Origin of the sequence: Nocardia alni, assembly GCF_019038435.1 — a bacterium.
GTDB classification, from domain to species: Bacteria; Actinomycetota; Actinomycetes; order Mycobacteriales; family Mycobacteriaceae; genus Nocardia; species Nocardia alni.
Window position 1 is genome coordinate 37,776 of record NZ_JAGPOX010000038.1, and the last position, 19,425, is coordinate 57,200.

Annotated in this window: 18 protein-coding genes, 1 tRNA gene and 1 pseudogene; 6 read left to right on the top strand and 14 right to left on the bottom strand. The window is 65.7% G+C overall.

The window, feature by feature from the left end:
- The first annotated feature begins 6 nt into the window (after nucleotides 1-6).
- The gene (gene trxA, locus JZ791_RS16745) at nucleotides 7-384 is read left to right on the top strand and encodes a thioredoxin (RefSeq protein WP_216895871.1); all 378 of its coding nucleotides are present in this window, start codon (nucleotides 7-9) and stop codon (nucleotides 382-384) included.
- 128 nt (nucleotides 385-512) lie between these two features.
- Here trxA and JZ791_RS16750 read toward each other — a convergent pair whose 3' ends face one another.
- The 8 genes and pseudogenes from JZ791_RS16750 to JZ791_RS16780 form a co-directional block, all read right to left on the bottom strand.
- Nucleotides 513-932, bottom strand: a complete 420-nt coding sequence (locus JZ791_RS16750; protein WP_216895873.1) for a 2-isopropylmalate synthase — start codon at nucleotides 930-932, stop codon at nucleotides 513-515.
- A 693-nt stretch (nucleotides 933-1,625) separates the two neighbouring features.
- The gene (gene polA, locus JZ791_RS16755) at nucleotides 1,626-4,352 is read right to left on the bottom strand and encodes a DNA polymerase I (RefSeq protein WP_216895875.1); all 2,727 of its coding nucleotides are present in this window, start codon (nucleotides 4,350-4,352) and stop codon (nucleotides 1,626-1,628) included.
- 282 nt (nucleotides 4,353-4,634) lie between these two features.
- Complete coding sequence (locus JZ791_RS45055; RefSeq protein ID WP_254205832.1) at nucleotides 4,635-5,330, bottom strand: ABC transporter ATP-binding protein; 696 nt, start codon at nucleotides 5,328-5,330, stop codon at nucleotides 4,635-4,637.
- A 252-nt stretch (nucleotides 5,331-5,582) separates the two neighbouring features.
- A pseudogene (locus JZ791_RS46515) lies at nucleotides 5,583-6,527 on the bottom strand (ABC transporter ATP-binding protein); the annotation flags it as partial.
- A 22-nt stretch (nucleotides 6,528-6,549) separates the two neighbouring features.
- Nucleotides 6,550-7,779, bottom strand: a complete 1,230-nt coding sequence (locus JZ791_RS16765) for a branched-chain amino acid ABC transporter permease (protein ID WP_216895879.1) — start codon at nucleotides 7,777-7,779, stop codon at nucleotides 6,550-6,552.
- Entirely contained in the window at nucleotides 7,779-8,816 is a 1,038-nt protein-coding gene (locus JZ791_RS16770; protein ID WP_216895881.1) for a branched-chain amino acid ABC transporter permease, read from the bottom strand. The genes JZ791_RS16765 and JZ791_RS16770 overlap by 1 nt, the downstream gene beginning before the upstream one ends.
- Nucleotides 8,817-9,001: 185 nt before the next feature.
- Nucleotides 9,002-10,234, bottom strand: a complete 1,233-nt coding sequence (locus tag JZ791_RS16775; protein ID WP_216895882.1) for a branched-chain amino acid ABC transporter substrate-binding protein — start codon at nucleotides 10,232-10,234, stop codon at nucleotides 9,002-9,004.
- Nucleotides 10,235-10,509: 275 nt separating this feature from the next.
- Nucleotides 10,510-11,130, bottom strand: coding sequence for an ANTAR domain-containing response regulator (locus JZ791_RS16780; protein WP_216895884.1), 621 nt, complete (start codon nucleotides 11,128-11,130; stop codon nucleotides 10,510-10,512).
- A 197-nt stretch (nucleotides 11,131-11,327) separates the two neighbouring features.
- On the opposite strand from JZ791_RS16780, the gene JZ791_RS16785 reads away from it, so the two are divergent.
- Nucleotides 11,328-11,414 (top strand) — tRNA-Leu (locus JZ791_RS16785).
- 365 nt (nucleotides 11,415-11,779) lie between these two features.
- Here JZ791_RS16785 and JZ791_RS16790 read toward each other — a convergent pair.
- Nucleotides 11,780-12,235: a hypothetical protein gene (locus JZ791_RS16790; RefSeq protein ID WP_216895886.1), complete on the bottom strand. Its 456-nt coding sequence runs from the start codon at nucleotides 12,233-12,235 to the stop codon at nucleotides 11,780-11,782.
- Between the two features lie 163 nt (nucleotides 12,236-12,398).
- Here JZ791_RS16790 and JZ791_RS46520 point away from each other — a divergent pair, with 163 nt between their 5' ends.
- The 4 genes from JZ791_RS46520 to JZ791_RS16810 all read left to right on the top strand — a co-directional run bounded on the left by JZ791_RS46520 (nucleotide 12,399) and on the right by JZ791_RS16810 (nucleotide 14,972).
- Nucleotides 12,399-12,710 (top strand): hypothetical protein, encoded by a 312-nt coding sequence (locus tag JZ791_RS46520; RefSeq protein WP_216895888.1) that lies wholly within the window; start codon nucleotides 12,399-12,401, stop codon nucleotides 12,708-12,710.
- Nucleotides 12,711-13,115: 405 nt separating this feature from the next.
- On the top strand, nucleotides 13,116-13,634 hold the full coding sequence (locus JZ791_RS16800) for a phenylacetaldoxime dehydratase family protein (RefSeq protein ID WP_216895890.1): 519 nt from the start codon (nucleotides 13,116-13,118) through the stop codon (nucleotides 13,632-13,634).
- A gap of 147 nt (nucleotides 13,635-13,781) precedes the next feature.
- Nucleotides 13,782-14,423, top strand: a complete 642-nt coding sequence (locus JZ791_RS16805) for an arsenate reductase/protein-tyrosine-phosphatase family protein (protein WP_216895893.1) — start codon at nucleotides 13,782-13,784, stop codon at nucleotides 14,421-14,423.
- Between the two features lie 168 nt (nucleotides 14,424-14,591).
- Complete coding sequence (locus tag JZ791_RS16810; RefSeq protein ID WP_308162954.1) at nucleotides 14,592-14,972, top strand: hypothetical protein; 381 nt, start codon at nucleotides 14,592-14,594, stop codon at nucleotides 14,970-14,972.
- Nucleotides 14,973-15,014: 42 nt separating this feature from the next.
- On the opposite strand, the gene JZ791_RS16815 is transcribed toward JZ791_RS16810, so the two are convergent.
- From JZ791_RS16815 to JZ791_RS16830, 5 genes are all read right to left on the bottom strand, one after another.
- Complete coding sequence (locus JZ791_RS16815) at nucleotides 15,015-15,917, bottom strand: acyl-CoA thioesterase (protein ID WP_216895925.1); 903 nt, start codon at nucleotides 15,915-15,917, stop codon at nucleotides 15,015-15,017.
- 26 nt (nucleotides 15,918-15,943) lie between these two features.
- Nucleotides 15,944-17,365 (bottom strand): pyruvate kinase, encoded by a 1,422-nt coding sequence (gene pyk / locus JZ791_RS16820; RefSeq protein WP_216895897.1) that lies wholly within the window; start codon nucleotides 17,363-17,365, stop codon nucleotides 15,944-15,946.
- Between the two features lie 81 nt (nucleotides 17,366-17,446).
- A complete protein-coding gene (locus tag JZ791_RS46525; protein ID WP_254205817.1) occupies nucleotides 17,447-18,115 on the bottom strand; it encodes an amino acid ABC transporter permease in 669 nt (222 codons plus the stop codon).
- Nucleotides 18,116-18,130: 15 nt separating this feature from the next.
- Complete coding sequence (locus JZ791_RS46530) at nucleotides 18,131-18,889, bottom strand: transporter substrate-binding domain-containing protein (RefSeq protein ID WP_254205818.1); 759 nt, start codon at nucleotides 18,887-18,889, stop codon at nucleotides 18,131-18,133.
- A gap of 122 nt (nucleotides 18,890-19,011) precedes the next feature.
- On the bottom strand, nucleotides 19,012-19,398 hold the full coding sequence (locus JZ791_RS16830) for a TM2 domain-containing protein (RefSeq protein WP_216895927.1): 387 nt from the start codon (nucleotides 19,396-19,398) through the stop codon (nucleotides 19,012-19,014).
- Nucleotides 19,399-19,425 lie beyond the last annotated feature (27 nt).

Below are 19,425 nucleotides of genomic sequence, written 5' to 3' on the forward strand. Positions count from 1 at the left end.
GATCACATGGCCACCCAGACATTGACCGCGCAGAACTTCGACGAGGTCGTGACCGGAAACGATGTCGTACTCGTCGATTTCTGGGCCGAGTGGTGCGGCCCGTGCAAGATGTTCGGCCCGACCTTCGAGAAGTCCTCCTCCGAGCACCCCGATGTGGTGCACGGCAAGGTCGACACCGAGGCCGAGCAGAGCCTGGCCGCGGCGGCCGGAATCCAGTCGATCCCGACCATCATGGCCTTCCGCGAGGGCGTGCTGGTCTTCGCGCAGCCGGGCGCACTGCCCCCGGCGGCCCTCGAGGATCTGGTCACCCAGGTGAAGTCCCTCGACATGGACGATGTGCGCAAGCAGCTCGCCGAACAGGAAGCCGCGCCCGAGCAGGCGTAACGCGGATCGAATCCGCCTGCGGCGCAACCTGTCAGCTTGCGCGAGGCGTGAATCGATAAAGGCCACACTGCCTTACACCCTCAACCCCCGTCGCCGAATCAGGCGACAGGGGTTGAGTCGTCTGCGGGTCAGCTGAACGAGTTGATGCCCGAAAGCATCGCCCGGACAGTGGATTCCGGCCCGTCTGCCGCGAGGGCGGCGCCCCAGCCACGACGTCCGTTGCATTCGCACTGCACGAAGGTGGCGATGCCGGCGCCGGTCTTGCGCTGATGGAACTGGAGGATCTCGACCGGATAGCCCTCCTCGTAGAGGGCGGAGGTCAGTGCCGCCACCGGGCTGCCGGCCGAGACGACCGTCCGCAGGCGGTCGCCGAACTCGAGCGTCGCGGTATAGGCCGAGTCGCGGCGGCTCCAGTCGCCGAGCCGGATGCCACCGGGCTGCTCGCAGAATCGGGTGAAGAACTCGGCGGGGGTCAGGCCGCCACACTCGGTGCGCATGGCGCGCGGAGCGGCGGTGATGAAGTCATGGGCGTTGATGGTCAGTGTCATGGGGTATCAGGTCTTCCCGAAGCCTTGTCGTCAGTAGTGACATCGTGTCCGACGCCACAAACGTGTCTGTGTGGACAGGGGACCAGCGCAGAGAAAAGCAATATCGGCCCGCAGCGAGGGGCCGGTCCGAATCAGACCCCGCTACGGCGGAGAACTACGAGAAGTCGACCGTCGGCCACCATCGCGGTAAGCGGCAATAGCGCCACGCGGTCGCGATCGGCGACATTGCGAGCGGCGCTGTGGCTAGCGGCGGAATTCGGCACGGCTCCGAGAATATGGACTCGAACCGCTGATAGCAACCACATTTGCGCGGAACCGACGGGTAACTTCGTCACAAACGTCCGTTAACGGAAAACCAACGGTTGGGGATGCGGCCGGCAACCAGGTCAAATGACCGATTGAGGGGCTGAGACAGCCCGCCCTAGATCACTCGCAATTATCGAGCAACTAGTCGGCGCGTCCAGTTTGCGAAGATTTAGCCATATGCGAGCAGAGACCCAAATCACCCCCGTCAGCCCCCCGCCACCGACTGAGCAGACCATATAGGCACCGAACGAACGCTGTAACCATTGCTCAGTGCCCAGAGACGTCACTCAGTCGCCCCGACCTGGCGTTCGGTCGGCCTGCTCCCCCCATCGGCTCACTCCTGCCCCGTCGGCCTGCTGCCGCCCCCTCGGCTCCCCGCGCGCCCACCTAGTGCGCCGCCGCGTCCCAGCTGCGGCCGACGCCGACCGAAACCTCCAGGGGCACGGACAGTTCGATGGCGCTCGACATGTGCTGGCGGGCAAGGGCTTCCAGTTGGTCGCGCTCGCCGGGGGCTACGTCGAACACGAGTTCGTCGTGAATCTGGAGCAGGGTGCGTGAGGTCAGGCCGGAGTTGTGGATCGCCTTCTGCACGTTGATCATCGCGACCTTGATGATGTCGGCCGCTGTGCCCTGGATGGGGGCGTTCAGGGCCATGCGTTCGGCGGCCTCGCGGCGCTGACGGTTGCTGGAGTCCAGGTCGGGCAGGTAGCGGCGGCGGCCGAACAGGGTTTCGGTGTAGCCGACCTTGCGGGCCTGGTCGACCACGTCGTGCAGATAGTCCTGGATCGCGCCGAAGCGGGCGAAGTAGACCTCCATCTGGGCCTTGGCCTCCTCGGCGCTGATCTTCAGCTGCTGGGACAGGCCGTAGGCGGACAGGCCGTAGGCCAGACCGTAGGACATCGCCTTGATGCGGCGGCGCAGTTCGGGAGTCACCTCGCCGATCGGGATGTCGAACGCCTTGGACGCGACGAAGGTGTGCAGATCCTCGCCGGAGTTGAACGCCTCGATCAGGCCCGCGTCCTTGGACAGGTGCGCCATGATCCGCATCTCGATCTGGCTGTAGTCGGCGGTCATCAGCGATTCGTAGCCGGGACCGACGACGAAGGTGTCGCGGATGCGGCGGCCGGTATCGGTCCGGATCGGAATGTTCTGCAGGTTCGGCTCGGTCGAGGACAGCCGACCCGTGGCGGCGATGGTCTGATTGAAGGTGGTGTGGATGCGGCCGTCGTCGGCCACGGCCTTGAGCAGGCCGTCGACCGTCACCTTCAGGCGGGTCGCGTCGCGGTGCGCCAGCAGGTGCTCCAGGAACGGGTGCTGGGTCTTCTCGTACAGCGACTCGAGCGCGTCGGCGTCGGTGGTGTAGCCGGTCTTGGTGCGCTTGGTCTTGGGCATCTCGAGCTCCTCGAACAGCACCACCTGAAGCTGTTTCGGCGAGCCGAGGTTGATCTGCTTGCCGATGACCTCGTAGGCCGCGCTCGCGGCGTCGGCGACCCGATCGGCGAATTCGGACTGCAACTGCTCGAGTGCGGCGGTGTCGACCGCGATACCGGCCTCCTCCAACTCGGCCAGCACACCCAGCAGCGGCAGCTCCATCTCGGTGAGCAGAGTGGTGGATTCGATGCCCTGAAGTTCGGCGTCGAACGCGTCGGCCAGATCGGCCACCGCGCGGGCGCGCAGGATCTCGGCCTGGGCCAGTTCGGCGTCGACCGAACCCTCCTCGTCCAGCAGGGACAGCTGTGCCTCCCCATCGGACTCCACCCGCAGCTCGCGGGACAGATAGCGCAGCGACAGGTCGTCGAGGTTGAAGGTGCGCTGCCCCGGGCGAACCAGATAGGCGGCCAGCGCGGTATCGCTGGACAGGCCCCCCAGATGCCAGCCCCGCCCGCGCAGCGCGTGCATGGCGGCCTTGGCCTCGTGCACCGCCTTGGACACCGCGGGATCGGCCAGCCACGCGCCCAGCGCCTTCTCGTCCTCCGGGGTCAGGCCGACGGTGTCGAAGTAACCGCCCTCGCCGTCGGCCGCGGAGATCGCGATCGCCCGCACGTCGCCGTCCACCGGCGTGCCCGTGCCGACAACCGAAATACCGTGGCGCAGGTCGGTTTTCGCGTGCTCGTCCAGCCAGTCGGCTACGGCGCCGGGCTCCACCGCACCACCGGAGATCTCGAATCCGCCCTCGGCCTCGGGCTCGGGTGCGGACAGGGTGTCGAACAGCCGGTCGCGCAGCACCCGGAATTCCAGGTCGTCGAACAGGCGGTGGATCTTGTCGCGATCCCAGGGTTGCTGGGCCAGCTGATCGGGGGTGTAGGGCAGCGGGACGTCCTTCACCATCTCGGTGAGCTGCCGGTTGAGCACGACACTGGACAGGTTGGCGCGCAACGCATCACCGACCTTGCCCTTCACCTCGTCCACCCGGTCGACCAGCGCGTTCAGATCACCGAATTCGCGCACCCACTTCGCGGCGGTCTTCTCACCCACGCCCGGAATCCCGGGCAGATTGTCGCTCGGGTCGCCGCGCAGGGCCGCGAAATCCGGATACTGAGTCGGGGTCAGACCGTACTTCTCCTCCACCGCCTCGGGGGTGAAGCGGGTGAGGTCGGAGACGCCCTTGCGCGGATAGAGCACCGTGACATCGCCGTTCACCAGTTGCAGGGAATCCCGGTCGCCGGAGACGATCAGCACCCGGAAGCCCTGCGGCACAGCCTGTGTGGTCAGTGTGGCGATAACATCGTCGGCCTCGTAGTTATCGATCGCCATGACCGGAATGCCCAGCGCGCCCAGGACCTCCTTGGTGATCTCCACCTGACCGCGGAACTCGTCGGGCGTGGCGGCGCGGTTGGCCTTGTACTCCGGGAACGCCTCGGAACGAAAGGTCTTGCGGCTGACGTCGAACGCCGCGGCGACATGCGTCGGCTTCTCGTCCCGCAGCAGGTTGATCAGCATCGCGGTGAACCCGTAGACCGCATTGGTGGTCTGCCCGGTGACCGTCTTGAAGTTCTCCGCCGGCAGCGCGTAGAACGCCCGATAGGCCAGCGAATGCCCGTCCAGCAACAACAAGGTCGGCCGCTCGCCTGCGGGTACGGTGCTGGGACGCTGATCGCTGGTGGCTGAGGTCACGGCACAGAGTCTAGGGATACCCACCGACAGACTTCGCCGGACCTGCCGAACGGAATCCCGGCCCCGGGCACGCCGAGGCACCCAAGGCCGGAATCCACACTCACGCGATCGCGGCTTTGCTTTACGTAGCGGTGCGCGATCGGCCGGAATCCCAGGTCAGGGACCCGGCCGATCGCATGCCAAGGTGGCAACCCGCCCGAGCGACCCGGGATGCCGACCGTCGAGAAGACAGCCACCATCCCGGCATGCGTTCGGCCGGATCGAACCGCTGGGACCGCGCCGTTACGCGACGCCCAAGTAAGCCGACTTGACCGCCGAATCGTTCAGCAATTCCCGACCACCGCCGGTCTTGGTGACCTCACCGGTCTCCAGGATGTAGGCGCGATCGCTGCGGGTGAGCGCCTGCTGAGCGTTCTGCTCGACCAGCAGCACCGTGGTGCCCTGGGCGTTGATCTCACTGATGATCCGGAAGATCTGCTGGATCACCATGGGCGCCAAACCCATCGACGGCTCGTCCAGCAGCAGCAGCCGCGGCCGGGCCATCAGCGCGCGGCCGATCGCCAGCATCTGCTGCTCACCGCCGGACATGGTGCCGCCCATCTGCTTACGCCGCTCGGCCAGGCGCGGGAACAGTTCGAAGACCCAGTCGAGCGTCTTCGTATATTCCGAGCGCTGTTTGAACGGCCGTGCGTGACAACCCATGTCCAGGTTTTCCTGCACGGTCATGCCGGGGAACACACCGCGGCCCTCGGGCGCCTGGATGAGCCCGGTGGTCACCCGCTCGTGCGCCCGCGTACGGCTGATGTCCTTGCCCTCGAACGTGATACGCCCTCGGCTCAGGGGCAGCAGCCCGGACAGCGCACGCATGGTGGTGGTCTTGCCCGCGCCGTTGGCGCCGAGCAGGGTCACCAGCTCACCCTGCGCCACCGTGAGCGAAATACCGTGCAGCGCCTGGATTCTGCCGTAGTTGACGACCATGTCCTCGACCGTGAGCAACGGCTCGCCATCGCCGGACCCTCGTGTCGCACCGCTCGATTCCGTCCATACGGCACTCGATCCCAGTGTCGCACCGCGCGACGCGACCGGTTCGGGCGCCCGGAAGGCGACATCGGGGGTACCCGGCTCGGCATCGTCCCGGAACACCGGCAGCACCGCGGTATCGGTCGCCGAGGCCGGGCTGACGAACATCGAAGGTTCGGGCTCGGCCGCAGCGATTTCGACGGCCTCCGCCTCGTCCGGAACACCGAGATACGCCGCGATCACCGCCGGATCCTCCCGGATCTGCTCCGGCAGCCCGTCGGCGATCTTGCGCCCGAACTCCAGCACCACGATCCGGTCGGTGACGCCCATGACCAGCCGCATATCGTGCTCGATCAGCAACACCGTGAATCCGTCGTCACGGATCTTGCGGATCAGATCCATCAGCGCCGACTTCTCGCTGGGATTGAATCCAGCCGCGGGCTCATCCAGACACAGCAGCTTCGGCTCGGTCGCCAGCGCGCGGGCGATCTCCAGCCGACGCTGATCGCCGTAGGACAGGTTGCGCGCCTTCTCCACCGCACGCGGTGCGATGCCGACGAATTCCAGCAGCGCCATCCCGCGTTCGATCGCGTCGTGCTCCTCACGGCGGTGCCGTGTGGTGCGGAAGACCGCGCCGGGCACCGAGGTCCGGTGCCGGGCGTCGGTGCCGACGACGACGTTCTCCAGCGCCGTCATCTCCCCGAACAACCGGATGTTCTGGAAGGTGCGAGCGATGCCGAGACGGGTGATCTCGTTGCGCTTGGACTTGGCCAGCGGTTTGCCGTCGAACTCCACCGTGCCCGACGTCGGCCGGTACACCCCGGTGATGGCGTTGAAGCAGGTGGTCTTGCCCGCGCCGTTGGGCCCGATGAGTCCGAGGATCTCGCCGCGGCGGATCTCGAAGCTCACCGAGTCCAGCGCGGTCAGGCCGCCGAACTTCATCGTCAGCGCGTCGGTGCGCAGCAGCGGCGCACCCACTTCGGTCTGGATATCGCGATGCGCCGCGACGACTTCCGCGACAGTCTCGGCATCGGCCAGCTCCGGCAGCACGTCGCCGACGTCGACCACGCCGGCGGAACCCACCGTGCCGGTGTCGCCGGCCCCACCGAGGTCCTCGTTGTCGAACAGCGCGCCCCCTGCTCCGGGCCCTGTCATGCCGCCACCTCGCTGCGCTCGCTCATAGTGAAGCTCCCGTCGCCTCGGCGGCCGGGGCGGGCCGCCGTACCGCTCGATATACCTGCCGCGCGTAGGCGAGCAGCTTCTGCCGCGCCGGGAACAGGCCCTGCGGACGGAAGATCATCACCACGACCAGCGACAGGCCGAAGAACAGATATTTGAAGTCGCCCAGCGACTGTCCGCCCACGTTCACCGACATGAACCGGTTGGGCAGGTACACGATCAGGAACGCGCCGACGATCACGCCGAGCTTGTTGCCCTGACCACCCAGCACCACCGCGCACAGGAACAGCATCGAGTTGATGACGTTGAACCCGGTCGGGTTGATGAACTGCACCTGACCCGCGTACAGCGCACCGGACAGCCCGCCGACGGCCGCGCCGATCGTGAACGCCCACAGCTTGAACTTGAATGTGGGCACGCCCATGATCTCGGCGGCATCCTCGTCCTCACGGATCGCCACCCACGCGCGGCCCACCCGGCTGCGCTCCAGGTTGCCGACCAGAATCAGCACCACGACCACCAGCACCATACCGAGCCAGAACCACCAGACCCCGGAGTTGGCCCGGTCCAGCGGATTCGAACTGTGCGAGCCCAGGTTGCCCGCGGAGAAGTAGCCGCTCGGGTGGGTCGTGGACTCACCCAGATGCGGGAACGCGATCCCCGACAGGCCCAGGCTGCCGTTGGTGACCCCGCCGAGGTTGTCCGCCAGCAGGCGCACGATCTCACCGAAGCCCAGGGTCACGATGGCCAGGTAGTCGCCGCGCAGCCGCAGCGTCGGGGTGCCCAGGATCAGGCCCGACGCCGCGGTCGCGATGATCGCCAGCGGCACGCACGCCAGCCATGCCCACTTGGAGTCGAAGAAGCCCGAACTCGAGTGGAACGGGCTGTTCGGACTGGTCAGGATGCCGACGGTATACGCGCCGACGGCGTAGAAGCCGACGTAGCCCAGATCCAGCAGGCCGGTCTGCCCGACCACCACGTTCAGGCCGATGGCGATCAGCGCGTACATCGCGAACTGCGCCATCACGCCGCCGAAACTCGTTCCGGGAGTGTTGATGATCGGCGGCGGGAACAGCGCGATCAAACCCAGCACGATCACCGCGGGCACGCCCACGCTCCACTGCGCGGGCCGGGACAGCCCGCCCCACCAGCCGCGAACCGCATCTCCGACGCCGCGAGGCTGATCGGCCGGATTCGGCGCCACAGGCACCTTGGTCGCCTCACTCATCAGACACGCGCCTTTCCGAGGCTCTCACCCAGGATGCCCGTCGGACGGAACATCAGCACCGCGACCAGCACCACGAAGGCGACCACGTCACGCCACTGCGTGCCGAACAGGATCTGGCCGTAGTCCTCGGCCAGACCCAGCAGCAGGCCGCCCAGCAGCGCGCCGCGCAGGTTTCCGATACCGCCGAGCACCGCGGCGCTGAAAGCCTTGACACCCAGGATGAAACCGCCGTTGAACACGATGCCCTGCGGCACCTTCAGCGTGTACAGCGTCGCGGCCGCACCGGCCAGCAGGCCGCCGATGAGGAAGGTCAGCATGATCACGCGCTCGCGCGAGACGCCCATCAGGGTCGCGGTGTCGGGGTCCTGCGCGACCGCCCGGATGGCGCGGCCGAACTTGGTGCGGTTGATCAGGATCTCGGTCATCGCCGCCAGCGCGATCGCCGCCAGCACGATCACGATGGTCAGATTGGTGACCGAGGCCCCGAACAGGGAGAACAGTTGTTTGGGCTCGACCAGTTCGATCGGCTGCTGTGGGTTGGTGCCGCCCAGATTGTGCACGAACTTGGGCACCACGTAGTGCATGGTCTCCTGCAGCACGAACGACATGCCGATCGCGGTGATCAGGAAGATCAGCGGTTTGGCCCCGCGCTTACGCAGGGGACGATAGGCCACCCGCTCGAGGCCGACCGCCGCGCCGCCGGATACCAGCATGCCGATGATCATCGCCGCGAGCAGATAGACGATCGTCATCATGGTGCCCTCGGCATAGGCATTGCCACTGGGTGTGAAACCCATCAGCTCGAGGGCTACATACTGGCCGAACATGCCCAGCATGAAGATTTCCGAGTGTGCGAAGTTGATGAGGCGAAGTACGCCGTAGACCAGTGTGTAGCCCACAGCCACCAGCGCGTAGATCGCGCCGTAACTCAGTCCGTCGACGGTGAGTTGCCAGAATTGGTGAGCCACCCCCGATATGTTGAAATCAATCGTCCCGCCGGCCAGCAGCGCGGGATCGGCCAATATGGTTAGAGACATCCAAAACTCTCGTCATCGTTGGATCAACGTGCACCGGATCGCGGTGCAGCCCGTAGGCGACCACGCTGCCCCTTGGCGTGGAAACCGAAGCGCGTGCACCGGGACGAGGGATGCTCGTCCCGGTGCACGCTGTGAGCCGATACGGGCAGCAGTTCGACGCCAGTTCGACTGCCCATCGGAGTTCGTTACTGGACCTTGTACATCCAGATCGAAGCATTCGTCAGCTCACCGGTGTTGTCCCAGTGGTAACGACGAGCCAGGCCCTGACCGTCGTAGGCGCGCACGTAGTTCAGGATGTCGGGGCGGGCCACCTTGCCCGAGTCGATCGCCTTCAGCACGATCGTGGTCAGGTCGTACGCCTCGACCGAGTACACGCCCGGATCCTGGCTGTTGAGAGCCTTGTACTGAGCGGCGAAGGTATCCGGCGCCGGGCCACAGGGGCACGAGAGCAGCGAACCCTTGGCCGAGTCGCCGGCCTGCTTGACGAACTGCGGGTCGTTGGTGCCGTCGTCGGAGACGAAGGTCGCGGTCACACCGCCCGAATGCAGCTGCGACACCAGCGGCGCCGCCTCGGCGTAGTAGCCGGCGTAGAAGATCGCGTCCGGCTTGGCCGACGAGATCTTCGAGACCGTCGCGGAGAAGTCGCGGTCACCGGTCTTGACGTTGGCCGAGCAGTCGGTGTCGTTGGCCGAGCCGAGGGCCGCGGTGACCGCCTTGGCCAGGCCGACTCCGTAATCGGAATCGTCCTGCACCACACAGATCTTCTTGAAGCCACCCGCACCGACCAGATAGTGCGCCACCGACGGGCCCTGCACATCGTCATTGGCCAGGCCACGGAAGAAGGTGGTCCAGCCGTTCTTGGTCAGCGACGCGTTGGTCGCCGAGGCGGTCAGCGAGGGCAGACCGGCCGAGGTCAGCAACCCGCCGGTCGCCTTGGTCTCGCCGGAGAACGCCGGCCCGATCAGCGCGGATACCGACTGGTCGCTGATGACGGTCGGGACGACCTGGGTGGCCTTCTGCGGATCACCCTCGGTGTCGAACTGCTTCAGCTTGACCTGGCAGGCCGAGTTGGCGGCGTTGTGCTGGTTGATCGCCAGCTTCACGCCGTCCAGGATGTTGATGCCCAGTGCGGCGTTCGGGCCGGTCAGGGCGCCGGCCATGGCGATGGACGTGGTCGGCGCGCAGGTGGCCTTGCCGTCACCGGCCGGGTTGGCCGGCGTGGCGCCGGCGGACGCGGACAACGCCTTACCCTGATTGTCGATCTGTACCAGCGACTTGATCGACAAATTGCCCGAGCTGCCGCCACCGGCGTTGTTCGACGTCGATTTGCTACTGCATCCGGAGACGGCGAGCACGGCCGCGGCCCCGATCACCAACGCACCGCGGACCACGCGACCACGCGTGGAACTCCGGGTCATTGAACCTAGCAAGATACACCTCATTGTCCAGCTGTCCCTCGGGTTTGCCGAGGGGGCCGACTATGTCCTAGTCGGCCACGCTCAGAACTTAGCGGTGCGAGGTTAGCTCCGCATCACATTCGGGGCTTTCGTGTTAATTCGACCCCGAATATTTGTCACGCTCATGTTTCCATCATGCTAACGAGCGGCAACCGGGCCCGTCTGCGATGACTTCCAGGCCACGCGGTATGCGAACGCACTCGGGTTACGAACGGGTAAATACCCGGATGTACCCGTTACGACTTCGGCGCGAGGTTCTCCAGCACCACCTCGGCGACGGCCTTCATCGTCGTGCGACGGTCCATCGCGGTGCGCTGGATCCACTTGAACGCCTGCGGCTCGGACAGCCCCTGGGTCTGCATCAGCACACCCTTGGCACGCTCGACCAGCTTGCGGGTCTCGAGCCGCTCGGACAGGTTCGCGACCTCGTCCTCGAGCGCGGTGATCTCATGGAAACGGCTGGCAGCGAGCTCGATCGCGGGTACCAGGTCCGATTTGGTGAACGGCTTGACGAGGTAGGCCATCGCACCCGCGTCCCGCGCTCGCTCCACCAGGTCACGCTGGCTGAATGCGGTCAAGATCACAACCGGCGCAACACGTTTCGAGGCGATCTCGGCCGCGGCATCGATCCCGTCCCGGCGCGGCATCTTGACATCCATGATCACCAGATCGGGGCGATGCTCCTGCGCAAGATCGACCGCCTGCTGGCCGTCGCCCGCCTCCCCCACTACCTGATAGCCCTCCTCGGAGAGCATCTCCACCAGGTCCATCCGGATGAGCGCCTCGTCCTCGGCCACGACCACCCGTTTCGCGGCGTTCGCCCCATCCTTCTTCGCGCCCCCTGTTGCCGTTGCCATAGACAGACCCCTCTAATTTCCGATGCCGACACCCGGCGCTACCGTCCGACGCCGCCCTCGACGGACCGTCACGCATCCGAGTGACCTAAAGAGTACCTTTCAACTTCGCCCAGAACCCACCTACCCAGCGGGAACCGGCCAGCATCACACCGATTCGGTAACCGGCCCACCCACCAGCTATCATTTGCACCCGGTGCGCCGACTTGGCGGAACAGGCAGACGCGACGGTCTCAAAAACCGTTGTCCGAAAGGACGTGTGGGTTCGAGTCCCACAGTCGGCACCAACCCGCCGCTCCGCGTCTTCAGCGGGGGCGGAGAGCTGTTGGAGTTGGGCACCCGTTCGCGATTGGTCGATGCGAGTTCACCAGTCGACTACTTCCCGAATGAGCGCCGTCGAACAGCTCATCCGAATTCGCCATTGCCTACTTCTCGACTTCGACAGTCCCCCCGCTACCACCGAATTTGGGACGAGCCGAAAGTGGACGAAGCCGTTGTTCTCAGCCCTCGGCACCAGGGCCCCCCGCCTCCCGCGTCTTCAGTGGGGGCGGAGAGCCCTTGACGGTTGAGGAACCGTGGAAGCGGTACCCGGCAGCTTGCCGCGGCTCGCGCGGGTGAGGGCAGGTGCGGGGTTGGGTTGCTTTGCTGGGAATCAGGTGGTTTGGGTGCCTGACCAGCCGAAGCTGAAGCTGTGGCCCTTTGAGGTGCAGTAGATGCCGCCGCGGCCGCCGCCTGAGCATGTGGCGCCCGCGTAGGTGATGGAGCTGCCGCTGTCGCCATAGCTGTCGGGCAGGCCCAGGCTGCCTGGGCGGCCGTGCGGACCCAGGAGGCCGAAGGTTGGGTGGGCGGGGAGGAACGGGAGATCAATGGCCAGGTCGGTGACCGGGATGACGTCGTACCACTTAGCTATTCCCGCTGGGATGTCGCAGCCGACATCACCGTTGGACTGGATACCGCAATCCACGGAACCGACACTGAAATAGGCGGTGCCGTTGACCAGATACGGTGTCGGGTCGACCGACGGCGGGCCGGCATTCGCGACGCCGGCGCCGACCGCCGTCATCGCGAGCGCCGCGATGGTCGCACCGATATAGGTCCTTGCCCTCATGCGATCTCCTGAGAATCTCATCGGCCCGCAGAGCGGGATGGCCGAGGCAGCTTTACATGAAAGCAGTCGCGTCCCCAGCGATGGGCGTTACCGATCGGAAGAGTGACACAGATGTCGCGCCACGCACTGCGCCAGCGACCGGCGCACTTCCGGTGCCGGACGTGTGGACACGCTCGACGCGCTGCGCGAGGCGATCGTCAATGCGCTGATGCATCGCGATTACAGCCCTACGGCGCGGGGCACGCAAATTCAGATCGAGCTGTACATCAACGGGCTCGTCGTTCGAAACCCCGGCGGTCTGTTCGGCCCAGTCACTCCGGACGATCTGGGGACCGAGGGGATCTCGAATCACCCGCTTCACGACAATCTTCGACCGTTCGACACAGCCGACCACTGTGCAGTCCGGCAACCTGAGCGGGCCCGACGTGGCCATCCTCGCCCTCTTTCGTCCCGGAATCACGTTGCGGTCCAGTGAAATCGCCGAAGCCACGGGTCTCGGCAGGGCCATGGTGGCGAATCGTGCCCACTGCTCCGCCGAAGAGCAGAAAGCGCGCCTACAGGTTGGTCTCTCCACGCCTTTAGCGGGCGGTGAAGAGCCGTTAGAGTTGGGCATCCGTGGAGGCGGTTGTGAGCGACATCCATTTCGGACGTACCCGGCAGCTTGCTGTAAGCCCATGGGGGTAGGTGTTGCGCTGGGGTCCGGTTTCGCTGTAGATCGGCGGAATGACCGGGTCAGTAGGGCAGGGAGTCGTCGGATGTCAAGGACCCGTGGCCGCTCGGCCGGGTGGGGTCGTGATCGATCGAGTCGAACCATTGCGCGGGCGGGTACGTAGTACCGGATAGCGCGGCGTTACGACCCGGGCTCGATTGGAGGTCGCACATGCGGGTTGAACGGCGTACGGCTGATTTGTCCGGGTATCCGGATCTGGTTGTTGTGTATCTGGGGATGCGGGTGCGTAAGACCCGGGGGGTGCTGCGGCTGTTGGGGTTGGGGCCGAAGCTGATTCAGTCGCATCGTGACCGGCCGGACGGGCTGCTGCTACACGAGGACATCATCTGGGGGCTGTTCCCGCCACATTGGGGAGCCCGGCAATACTGGCGTGACCTGGACAGTCTGGAGCGGTGGACGCGGTCAGAACCGCATCGGGAGTGGTGGCAGCAGTTCCTGCGCGATTCAGGGGGGACCGGATTCTGGCACGAGGCGTATTTCCTGCGTGGGGGAATCGACACCATGTACGACGACATGAGTACCCCGACCGGGCTCGCGCGGGTGGCGCCGACCGTGGCCATGCGGGGGCGGCTGTTCTCCGCGCGGGGGCGGGTCGAGGACGACACTCCGAAGGTTGCGCCCGTTGTCGGGGAAAAGACGTATTACCAGGATGGTTCCGACCGGGAGTGAATTTCGGTCGATCTACAACGTATAGCGAATACCGCGCAAACGAATCATCGGTGACACGCGACGAAGAAATGAACATACGGCTACGGAAATAGGTATTCGGTCACAGCGTACTTCTCGCCGGGTTCGATGCGGCATACCGTACCAGCCATGCACGTTCTGTTCGTCTGCACCGGCAACGTGTGCCGTTCGGTCATCGCAGAACGACTCGCGCGCGCATTAGCCGCCGAATACGGACTTCGTGATCTCACCGCCGAAAGCGCGGGCACCCGGGCACTCGTCGGATTCGGCGTGGAACCACTTGCGGCGCAGACGATCACCGGCCTCGGCGGAGATGCCGGCGACTTTCGTGCGCGCCGCGTGAAACCCGAGATGCTCGCGCGCGCCGATCTGATCCTGGCCATGAGCGAACAGATCCGCGACGAACTCGCCACGCACGCACCCGATGCCGCCGCCCGGATCTTCACACTGCCGCAGGCGTACCGGATCGCGAAGGTCACCGGTGCGCGCACCGTCGCCGAACTCGATTCCGCGCGTAACGATCTCGCGCTGGTGGGTCGGGAGAACATCCCCGACCCGGTGGGCCTGTCCGCGGCGAAATACTGTGCGGCGGGCGATCATATCGCCGAGACGCTGGTGCCGCTGCTGCTGGCCTTGCACATTCACGCCGAACACGGTCTGGACAGACGCGGCGCGGACGAACGCGGACGCCCGCGACTCGTGGTGCTGCCCGGTGGGCGCGCCGATGCGACACGGCCGCCCAATTCCGTTCGAATCGACCGTCACGCCTGACAATTCACGTGTCTCGTTCGTTACATAGGGGTTCTTGACGCAAGTGTCCTCCCCATTCGCGTCGGAGAGCGACTACACTCCCCCGCGAATGGCCCTGCCAAAGGTTCGACACAAGAACAGGACTCAGACATGCCGAAACGAATTTCGGATGTTTCACTCCATGTTTATGTGACACCCGAAACGCTCGACCGCGTCGTCGCGATCGTGCGCCAGGTGGTCGACGACCATGTGGCCGATCGCGACCTGTTCGCATGGCGCTTCACCCTGCCGGTCGACCCCGACCAGCCGGACCACACCGAACTGGAGAACCAGTGGCGCCTGGACCATCCCGGCGTCGACCCGGGCGCCCGCGCCACCTACGAGATCGCGATCAGCCTCGTCGGCGACGCGAAACTGCTCACCGAGGCGAACCTGGCCCAACTGGAACGCCACCTGATGATGGACCTGACGACCGAGGACGCGGTCCCTTACGAGATCACCACGTTGGACCGCGAGAGCTTCGACCTCGAAGAGAACCGTGAGACTTCTCTGTCGCAAAGCGACAACTGATTTCGGTACACCGCCGGCCGCCAACGCCACCGGTGCGGCACCCTAGTCTGGCCTGATGCGCGGAGAGGCGGGAGAGCGGGGCGGGAAGTGGCGGATGACGCCCTCTTGGACGACTGTGGCCAGGAGTTCCCCTGCCCGCGAATAGAAGTGCCCCATAGCCAGGCCGCGCTGCCCCGCCGCGACCGGCGACTGAGTCGCGTACAACGCCCACTCGTCGAAGCGGAACGGCCGGTGGAACCAGATCGAATGGTTGACCGTCGCCGCGACGATCCGGTCGAAACCCCAGGACAGCCCGTGTGTGGTGATGATCGAGTCCAGCACCGTGGTGTCGGATGAATAGCCCAGTGTCGCAACGTGAATCAGCGGATCATCGGGCAGTTTGCCGTCGGCCTTCATCCACACCCGGTTGTAGTCGAGGGTGCCGCCGGTGCCCTTGAGGATCCACGCCGGATCGTTGGTGTATCGCATATCGATCGGATGCGGTGCGTTCACGAACATCTGGAGCCGATCCTCGAGCCCCGCGAAGGACTCCTCCACTCGCGGCAGCCCGTCCGGATCCGGCACCTGCGGCTGCGGCGTGGCGTGTTCGAGGCCCTTGCCGTAGTCCTGGAAGGACGCCAGCATCACGAACAGCTCGGACTCGTCCTGATAGGCCGTGACGGTCCGGTTGGCGAACGCGCGCCCGTCCCGATGCCGTTCCACCCGATATTCGATGGGCTTCTTCACATCGCCCCCGCGCACGAAATGCGCGTTGACCGCGTGCACCGGGCGACCGGGTCCGACGGTGCGGCCCGCGGCCACCATGGCCTGCGCCACCAGCTGCCCGCCGAAGGTGCGGCTCCACACCTTCTCCGGGTGCTGGCCGAGGAATACATCCTCGCCGATCTCTTCCAGATCGAGCAGCTTCAGCAGCACCGGCAGATCGCCGGATCCCGTCGTCGACACCGATTCGCCCAGCGACACATTCACCTCTAGTGGTCCTCCTCGCCGATCCGGTGCACGTGGATGAGGTTGGTGGAGCCCACGGTACCGGGCGGGGACCCCGCCACGATAACCACCAGATCCCCCTTGGTGTACCGGTTCATCGACAACAGTTCCTTGTCGACCTGTCCGATCATCTCATCGGTGGTGTGCACGGTCGGCACGATGAACGTCTCCACGCCCCAGCTCAACGCGAGTTGACTGCGCACCTCCGGCAGCGGGGTGAACGCCAGCAGCGGCAGCGGGGTGTGCAGGCGGGCCAGGCGGCGCACGGTGTCGCCGGACTGGGTGAAGGCCACCAGCGCCTTGGCGTTCAGGCGCTCGCCGATATCGCGCGCGGCGTACGAGATCACACCGCGCTTGGTGCGCGGCACATGTGTCAACGGTGGTACGCGGGCCGAGGGTTCGGACTCCACGGCGTGCACGATGCGTGCCATGGTGCGCACCGTCTCGATCGGGTACTCGCCGACCGAGGTCTCACCCGAGAGCATCACCGCGTCGGCGCCGTCGAGCACGGCGTTGGCCACGTCGGAGGCCTCGGCGCGGGTCGGGCGGGAGTTGGTGATCATCGACTCCAGCATCTGGGTCGCCACGATCACCGGCTTGGCGTTCTCCCGCGCGGTCTGGATGGCGCGCTTCTGCGCCAGCGGCACCTGCTCGAGCGGCAGCTCCACGCCCAGGTCGCCGCGGGCGACCATGACCGCGTCGAAGGCCAGCACGATCGCCTCGAGGTTATCGATCGCCTCGGGCTTCTCCAGCTTGGCGATCACCGGCACCCGGCGGCTGACGCGGTCCATCACGTCGTGTACCAGCTCGACGTCGGCCGGAGAGCGCACGAACGACAGCGCGATGAAGTCCACACCCAGCTCGAGTGCGAATTCCAGGTCCGCGATGTCCTTTTCGGACAGCGCCGGCACCGACACGTCCATGCCGGGCAGGGATACACCTTTGTTGTTCGACACCGGACCGCCCTCGGTCACGGTGCACACCACGTCGTTTCCGTCGACCCTCAGCACCGACAGGCCGATCTTGCCGTCGTCGACCAGCAGTCGGTCACCCGCTTTGGCGTCCTTGGCGAGCTCCTTGTAAGTGGTGGAGACACGGTCATGGGTGCCCTCGACGTCGTCGACGGTGATCCGCACCTCCTCCCCCTTGGCCCACAGCACCTTGCCGTCGATGAAACGGCCGAGCCGGATCTTGGGCCCTTGCAGGTCCGCCAGAATGGCGACCGCCCGCGACTGCGCGTCGGCGGCCTTGCGAACCTTCTCGTAGTTGGCAGCGTGATCGGCGTGTTCGCCGTGACTGAAATTCAACCGGGCCACATCCATGCCGCTGTCGACAAGTTCACGGATCCGGTCCTCGGTGGCTGTTGCCGGCCCGAGGGTGCACACAATTTTTGTCCGTCGCATCACGGCTCGAGCCTAGTCCTGCCCCGAAGGGTTCGCTTACCGGGCATACCCTTCGCAATCAATAGGCTCCGCTTATGATCCGGATCACCTCGCGACATGCCGAGCCAACCGCGTTTCGAGCCGTGTTTGCGCAAATCCGAGTATCAAACAAATTATCCAGTAGTACACCGCCGCGACACCATAGAGAGCAAAGAAATCGAACGTCGGCGCGGCCGCCAATTGCGCCACTCGCAACAGTTCGGTTACCAAGATCGTTGACGCCAGCGAGGTGTCCTTCACCAGGGAGATGAGCGTATTGGACAGCGGCGGAACGGCGATCCGCGCGGCCTGCGGCAGGATGATCGAGCGCAGGGTCTGCGGATAGGTCAGCCCCAGCGCCTGGGCGGCCTCCCACTGCCCGGACGCGACCGACAGGATGGCCGCCCGTACCACCTCCGCGGCATAGCCGCCGACGTTGAGGCTGAACGCGATCACCGCAGCGGGGAACGGGTTGATCACGATATTCAGCTCGGGCAGTGCGTAGAACACGATGAACAGCTGCACCAGCAGCGGCGTACCGCGGATGATCGAGATGTAGAAACGGGCCACCGCGGCGAGAGGCCACTTCGTCGACATCCGCGCCAGCGCCACGAACACGGCGATGACCAGACCGATGCAGAAGCTGATCGCCGTCAGCGGCAACGTCTCCTTGACCGTCGCGACTAGCATCGGCTCGAGGTTGTGCCGGATCAGCTCCCAGGTAGAGGAGTCCATGGATGGTTGCCCGGCCTACTTGCTGACGTCGTCGCCGAAGTACTTCTTGGAGATGGCGGCCAGGGTGCCGTCGGCGCGGAGTTGGTCCAGCGCGGTATTGATCTGGCCGATCAGTGCGGAGGAGTCCTTGCGCGCGGCGAAGCCCTGCCGGCTGGTGTCGCCGGTCTTCGCGACGACCTTCACCGCGGTGTCGCCCGTGGTCTTGGTGTAGTCGCCGACCGCGAGGGTGTCGTTGATGGTGGCGTCCACGCGGCCCTGCTTCAGCAGTTGGACGGCCTGCACCATACCCTCCACGGCCTCGACCTTGCAGCCCGCGTCGGAGGCCACCTTGCTCCAGTTGCTGGTGGAGGACTGGGCGCAGGTCTTGCCGCGCAGATCGGTCGGACCGTTGATCGAGTGGTCGTCGGAGCGGGCGACGATGACGCCCTCGGAGGTGGTGTAGGGCTGGGACAGCGAGTATTTGGCCTGCCGGTCCGCGTTGATAGTCACCTGATCAGCGACCAGGTCGTAGCGCTTGGACTGGAGGCCGGCGAAGATCGAATCCCAGGGGGTCTGGGTGAATTCGGCCTTCTTGCCGAGCTTCTTCGCCACGGCCTGGGTGACCTCGACGTCGTAGCCGGTGAGCTGGCCGTTGCTACCCTGATAGTCGAACGGCGCGTAAGTACCCTCAGTGCCGACCTTCAGCACGTTCGGGTCACTGCTGCTGCCGCAGGCTGCTGTGAGCCCGGTGACGGCGGCGATGGCGAACACGGCGGCGAACAGCTTGCGGCGCAATGGGATACCTTCCAGCGGGCGGGCGCGTCGTACCGGGACGCGACACAGAGAACCGCAACAGCGTACGACATGCGACGACGCATCCAGAGCATTGTGCTCGAGTTACGCGAAATACCGAATTGTCAGTTCTCCCGCAACGGGCGACCATACGGGTCGCGCACGTTGCCCGTGAAGATCATGATGGCGTCGATCCACCCCCAAATGTGGCCCAGGCCGCAGGTGAAGATGGTGACCAGCAGTTGGGCGATGGCGATGTTGTTGTCGCCGAGGTAGAAGCGTCCGGCCCCGAAGCCGCCGAGGAATATCTGCAGCAGGCCTGCCGCCAGTTTCGACTTGTCCGAATAGGGCTCGCCGTAGGGGGTGCGGCCGTAGGGGGCCTGCGGATCCATTCCCTGCGGCACGTATCCCCCGGGCCCATAGCCGCCCGGCGGTGCGAAGACCTGCGGGTTGTACGGGTCGGACGCACCGTAGGGGACGCCGTCCTGCGGTTGACCGTACGGGTTCTGCATTCCAGGACCGGTGCCCGGCGCGCCGTA